Raw genomic sequence first — 4158 nt, forward strand, 5'->3', positions numbered from 1 at the left:
GCCCATGTTATACTGAACGATCGCAATGGGGCGCTTCCGGTCGACGGCTCCCGACCCGGTTCGACGCACGCGGACAACGATATATGTCCTCAAAGGTCGCCGTTCGTGGCCCAACTCCAATTACTTCACTAGCCTGAGTTGACCTCGTGGAGGCGTTATTGGTGCTGTCCGCGGGGCCGACGGCAGACCAACGGTCACGAGACCAAACAACAGTTTCGCTAGCTCTGCCTCAGGCAACGAAAGAAGTTGGGACAACCCGACTAGTCCCAACTGTTCATCCCGGCGAACCTCGCTTAGCACCTTCTGCCAGATCTGGGATTGCTCGCGTCGAATTGGCGAAGGCTCTTCAGTCCGCCAGCGCCGTCTAGAGATCTCGACGAAAATCTGCTGGTAATTCCATTTGGTAAGGAGGCCGATCTCGTGCAGTCGGTAAGCCATAGCAGCAACCGATACCGACCACTCTTGCTTCAATTGCACGACTTTTGGAAGCCCGGAAACTCGCCCCACAGCCCGCAGCGGCGCCTCTGGCATCAAGAAGGCAGCGGCAAACTCATTAGCCTCCTTCTCAGCCTCCAGGCCATTTGGCGAAGCATGCTTGTGCAACACGAGGTGCCCGAGCTCATGCGCAGCGTCGAATCGGCTTCGCTCTGCCGATTTTTGGGTGTTCAAAAACGCATAAGGCCGCGCCCCCCGCCACAGCGAGTACGCATCGACCTCTTTGCCATCTTCCCCAAGGGAGAAGACTCGAACACCCTGCAGCTCTAGCAAATGAACCATGTTCTTAATGGGTCTGTTGCCCACGCCCCAATAGTCTCGCAGCCCGGCTGCCGCAGCCTGAGGTGACTCTTCTCGCATGTCCGGTAGGTCAGCGTCCGGCAGCTCAAACTCTCCGTCCAGCCAGTCCGAAAGAAGGAAGGCTACGGCGCCAGCGGCAATCGCACCGTCTCGCTGCCGAGCCGTCATCTTGGTCATTGAGCGAAAACTCACACCTTCCACCAGTGGAATGTCCAGGTCGTCACCCATGAAGAATTCGAGAGAGAAGCCGAGTACCCGCGCGAATTTCCGAGCTACGTCGTCGCTCGGCTGGTATTCCCCAGCCTCGTAACCGGTCACTGTACGAGGTTCGATACCAACTCTGGACGCAAGTTCTCGCATCGTCAGCCCGGCGCGCTGACGAGCGACTTTCAGCCGCGATTTGTTGAACATTTCATGCGGCCTTGCGCTTCACCGGCACGTCGATATCGGGCGTGTTATCTATCTTCTGCGGCACGCCGCCGTCCACACCAGGTATGGGGATGAAAATGCGTTCAGCCCAATCGGTCACCATTTGGTCGTCGAAGTCTGACGGCAAAGACAGCTCGGCCCGGCACTGTTCATCATCAATGTTTATAAGCAGCATATACGTCTTGTAGTTCAGGACGGTCACAGCCCGGAGCAGATCAGCTTTCACTGTATCGGGGAAAAGATCGTCCTCCGCACTGTTCTTCAACACGGCCGCCTCAGTAAAGAGACCCTTGAGTGACTTTGTTCTTGGCATGCCAGGCCATCTGCAGGTGAGGTGGTCGGCACTTGCGACGACAATGTTGATCTCACTCGAATCGTTAATCACCAACGAGTAGTTGCTCGGATCGTCCTTGCGCCAACCAAGCGGCACCAATTCATCCCGCAGAGTGCGCACCACCATTCTCCAGGCTTCGGTACCGGGTATGAACGGCGGGTCATTGTCAGTGCAATTCAACCGGGCCACGTGTCCAGCCTCTACAGCCTTGATCAAGGCCTCAACAGAGATGTTCAGTTCCATTAAACGACGGCGAGCGTCAAAAGGATGCTGATAGAGTGCGGCGCTTGCGACAGTCATCGATCGATCCTACTTCATTTTTTCTACCTTCTAGCAGGTTAAAAAAATGAAGTCCAGTGATGTTGGGACGGCCGTGACGCCACTCGAGCCAACCATTCGCGCTGGGAGGCCTCGGCCACATCGCATGAATGTCCCTTTACCGAGGTAGCCACCAACACCAGTCCGTTAGATTCCCATCCCGACCTCGCCGCGGAACAAGCGGACAGTCAGCTGCCTAGCGACGGGGAATTCACACTGAGTAACCGCAATGGGCGCAGAGGAGCCCGGTTTGGGGCCGAGAGTGGATCGGTAGGGTGTGGTCCTAAGTTAGTTACAATCCTGCAAAAGTGGCTTGACGTTTTTTGGCGCTGACTGCAACGTGGTGATGGCCTCCCGCACAGGCCTGTGTGCCCACCATGCTAAGCCTCGCAGTGCGCTTTCGCTGAGTTTTAACCAACCATTCCCTCTGGGACGGGTCTGTCAGCAGTGGGCACATGTCGGATCCGTGACCTCGATAGGGATGGATCATGAGCAACAGCGATCAACTGAAAGAACTGAAGACCGCGGCACGGAATATCGCGCATGCCAAGCGGATCAAACACGTCGGCGCACTGGAGGTCGTTGCGCAGGCCTTGGGCTATCCACATTGGAACGCCCTCGCCAACGCGAACAGAAACGGATGGCGCCCGTCTCCGGAGGATATTGCCACGGCCGAGGCGCTAGTACTTGCCGAAAACCCGCTGATCTCCATCGACACTGATCCCTGGCGCGCACTTGGCGCTGACAGGTTCGAGGGCGAACTGCAGGGGCACAACTATCGGGTGAGCACTCAGGGAGATGATGTTCGCATGTGGGGACGAGGTTGGGAACTCACCTTGCCTGAGGCCCCCTTGGCTCCTCCTCGCTTCCGCGTCACGGATCGTCGACTTAAAGCAAACCCGATTGATGGTACGGACTTCCGGAATGCCGCCCTCGATGTAGCCTCGGGTTGGCGCAAGCTTGTCCACGCCCGGATCGCCTCCGATTGGCCTCGCCGTTCAACCGTGCCGGACGGCGCGGGCCGAGCCGAGCACCCCTTAGGTCATGGGGTGAGCGACATCTGGTTTTGCTTGCATTGCGACGGATCGTCTACCGGAGTTGAGATCGCCGCGAACCTCTTTCACTGCCCGCACTGCCTCGCGTCACCGCTTGACATTCACGCGTCGCCTTGGTGGCTTGGCGCGGCAGCGAAGTAGGCACCCTCAGCGACGGCCGGGCTACTTCTGGAGCGTCAGATCTTGCTGCGCAATGACGCCGCCCGGCGAGATCGCCTCCGCACGCACTGGAATCCTTGTAGGACATTAGCGATCACCGCCGTCATTGCCGGGCTGCACGACGTTCAAGCAAGAAGCCACTCAGGGTCGAGAGCTGATGTCTGTTCAAGATGCGGTGGATGTCTGAGGAACGACTGATTTGCGGCGCATCGCCGCCAAGCAGCATTGGGGCCGACACCGGATCGTCCGGTTGTGGCGATCGCTTGGCGGTAAGCTGCCGTTCCGCACCCGACACCATTCCAGTACGGCACCGAAGCACTCCCGCAAATCGCTGTTGCTGGTGGTCAGCAATTGGCTTCATCGATGAGGCCCCCGACACGAAATATGTCGCACGAGGTGCAGTCGGGATCATTTTGAACCCGACCGAACTCACAAGTTTACATGCTTGCGAAGCCGAAGTAGGTGCAGCGCTAAGGCTCGTCTTTAACTATCACCAACTCCAAGGGGATAAGGTTGGCCCTCCTCCAAGTACCCCAAAACCCACGAAACTCGCTTCCAATCGCTGTCCGGAGCTTCTCCCTTGAGCCGAGAAGCAGTTTCCACAAAATCCATGTCTCGGCAAATATCTGCAAAGTCATGAACAGCCTTACATTCGACAATTCGATCGAGGTAAGCGAGCCAGATATCTGGGCGCTTTGAGGAAAGAACGGACTGGACGACCGCTTCGCTTGTCAAGAACGCTGCTCCATCCAACTTTCGTATCATTTTCCACAATTGCCCGTTGGACGCGTTAAGCTTCCAGCACTGCAGAAACACACCTTGAAACGTTTCGGACGACGGCCTATTCAGCTTCGACATAAATACAAAGTACGTTTCCCACACCAATTCAGGATCCCCAGTTGCCAGACCCTTACTGAGAATTTCGATATCGTCGACCGCAGAGACGCAGCTGTGTGCACATTCTAGCCTGCTCTTCTGCGCAATTCTTTTCAACAGCGGAACCGATTGCGCAAAATGGGACGAAATCTCATCAAAACGTTCTGGATAACGCTCTTTACACATCTTACG

The 4158-nt window shown here is 56.7% G+C and carries 4 protein-coding genes; 1 reads left to right on the forward strand and 3 read right to left on the reverse strand.

Translation table 11 applies throughout. The features are described from left to right. Window positions 1-120: 120 nt before the first annotated feature. Together C1D09_RS06465 and C1D09_RS06470 are read right to left on the reverse strand one after the other, a co-directional pair. Window positions 121-1206 (reverse strand): ImmA/IrrE family metallo-endopeptidase, encoded by a 1086-nt coding sequence (locus C1D09_RS06465; RefSeq protein WP_143973502.1) that lies wholly within the window; start codon window positions 1204-1206, stop codon window positions 121-123. Between the two features lies 1 nt (window position 1207). Continuing rightward, window positions 1208-1858: a hypothetical protein gene (locus C1D09_RS06470; protein WP_143973503.1), complete on the reverse strand. Its 651-nt coding sequence runs from the start codon at window positions 1856-1858 to the stop codon at window positions 1208-1210. 506 nt (window positions 1859-2364) lie between these two features. On the opposite strand from C1D09_RS06470, the gene C1D09_RS06475 reads away from it, so the two are divergent. Then, window positions 2365-3072: a hypothetical protein gene (locus C1D09_RS06475; protein ID WP_143973504.1), complete on the forward strand. Its 708-nt coding sequence runs from the start codon at window positions 2365-2367 to the stop codon at window positions 3070-3072. A gap of 501 nt (window positions 3073-3573) precedes the next feature. On the opposite strand, the gene C1D09_RS33050 is transcribed toward C1D09_RS06475, so the two are convergent. Then, window positions 3574-4158 (reverse strand): hypothetical protein (locus C1D09_RS33050; RefSeq protein WP_167514508.1); only part of this gene is annotated, 585 nt, incomplete at its 5' end.

The sequence above is a fragment of the Mesorhizobium intechi genome (genome assembly GCF_002879535.1).
Taxonomy (GTDB): domain Bacteria; phylum Pseudomonadota; class Alphaproteobacteria; order Rhizobiales; family Rhizobiaceae; genus Mesorhizobium; species Mesorhizobium intechi.